Origin of the sequence: Pontibacter lucknowensis (assembly GCF_900156415.1) — a bacterium.
Lineage (GTDB): Bacteria > Bacteroidota > Bacteroidia > Cytophagales > Hymenobacteraceae > Pontibacter > Pontibacter lucknowensis.
In genome coordinates, this window is sequence record NZ_FTNM01000013.1 from 1 (window position 1) to 1,855 (window position 1,855).

Genomic DNA, 1,855 nt, shown 5'->3' on the forward strand with positions numbered 1-1,855 from the left:
GGTGTGGTGTGCGCCCAGTATGGGCACCTGATACTAAAGGTATCATATTATTCCAGAGGGTGCAAGTCCCTTACAGGCGAGTTGGTGAAGCCTGTTAGCAAGCCGCAAGCTGGCTGGCCGTGAGGCGGCAGTGAAGAAAGCGGGACTGCAAAATCCGGTACTGACGGACAGAAACTGCATAAGAGGCAGGAAGTCGTGGGTAAACAAGCACCTCTTTGCAACGCCCCTGACCAACAAACGACCTTGTGTAGATGCAGCAGGAATCGGAGGAAGGAAGGTGCTCTTACCTGGGGAGGTCTCCCGGTGTCGTGAACATAGGGAGAAGTCAGCAGCGGTCGTAGTAGGTAGCGGCAACGAGCCGGGAAGAACCCGGAGGCCTCACAGGCTACTCAAGGACCAAACGTTAGGTTTTCCCAAATTCGGCAGGGAGGTTTTAGCCAGCCCTGCCTTAAGCGGGAGAAGAGATTATAAGTACTGTAGTACAAGCAGAGATGATAGAGAAGATACTCCACCGGGGCAACATGCTTAAAGCATACACACACGTTGTGGCCAACAAAGGTTCGGCGGGCGTGGACGGTATGCCCGTGGAGCAGCTGGCTGCGCACCTGAAACAAAACAGGGACGCCATCGCCACTGATATTTGCAACGGCAGGTACCTGCCTTCTCCTATCCTAGGAGTGGAAATACCCAAGGGCAACGGTAAGATTCGCCTGCTGGGCGTTCCCACCGTCACCGACCGGGTACTGCAACAAGCCGTGAATCAGGTGCTCACTCCGCTCTTTGAACTGGAGTTCAAAGAGCGCAGCTACGGCTTCCGCCCTAACCGCAGCGCCCACCAGGCCCTGCAGCAGGCGCACGGCTACATCCACGAAGGCTATCAGCACATCGTGGACATCGACCTTGCCAACTTCTTTGACGAGGTGGACCACTGCCTCTTGCTGCAACTGCTCTACCGGAAGGTAAAGTGCCCGCTGACCCTGCGCCTGATCCGCAAGTGGCTCCGGGCTCCCATTCTTATCAAAGGGAGACTGGTCAAGCGCCGGAAGGGCGTGCCGCAGGGAAGCCCGCTCTCGCCACTGCTCTCCAACATCACGCTCCACGAGCTGGACAAGGAGCTGGAGCGGCAACAGCTGCGCTACGTGCGCTATGCCGATGACTTCAGCGTCTACACCGAAAGTGAAGACACTCCCCGAAAGGTAGGCAACGCCGTGTTCCTGTTCCTGCGGGACAGGCTCAGGCTGCCTATCAACATGGAGAAGTCGGGTATCCGCAGGCCTGTGGATTTCCAAATGCTGGGCCACGGCTTTGTGCCCACCTACAGGAAAGGCGACAAGGGCCGCTACCAGCTGGTGGTGGCAAAGAAAGGGTGGGACAGGCTCAAGCAGAAGCTGAAGGCCATCACCCGCAAAACCACGCCTTGCTCTTTTGAGGAGCGTATCCGGGAACTGAAGGAGGCCCAAAGAGGCTGGGTCCACTACTTCCGCATGGCCAGTATCCAGGGCAAGCTCAAAGAAGTGGACAGCTGGATACGAAATCGGCTCCGGCACTGCATCTGGCACGACTGGAAAAAGCCCGAACGGAAAAGGAAGAACCTAATTCGGCTGGGTGTCCCGAAGGGTCAGGCTTATGCCTGGAGCAGAACCAGGAAAGGAGGCTGGGCGGTGGCTCAAAGCCCGATGCTGATCACAACGGTAACGGTGAAAAGGCTGGCTAAGAGAGGGTATGAATCATTGCTCGACTACTACAGGAAAGTAGCTCCACAACTTAACGAACCGCTGTATGCGAGACCCGCTTGTACAGTGGTGTGAGAGGCGCACCCCGTCAATTAATACTGGCGGGGCCGTCTACTCGATTA

Annotated in this window: 1 protein-coding gene; it reads left to right on the plus strand. The window is 56.7% G+C overall.

The genetic code is table 11. From position 1 onward, the window contains the following. Positions 1-521 precede the first annotated feature (521 nt). Entirely contained in the window at positions 522-1,808 is a 1,287-nt protein-coding gene (gene ltrA, locus BW972_RS19475; protein ID WP_234986465.1) for a group II intron reverse transcriptase/maturase, read from the plus strand. The last annotated feature ends 47 nt before the right edge of the window (positions 1,809-1,855 follow it).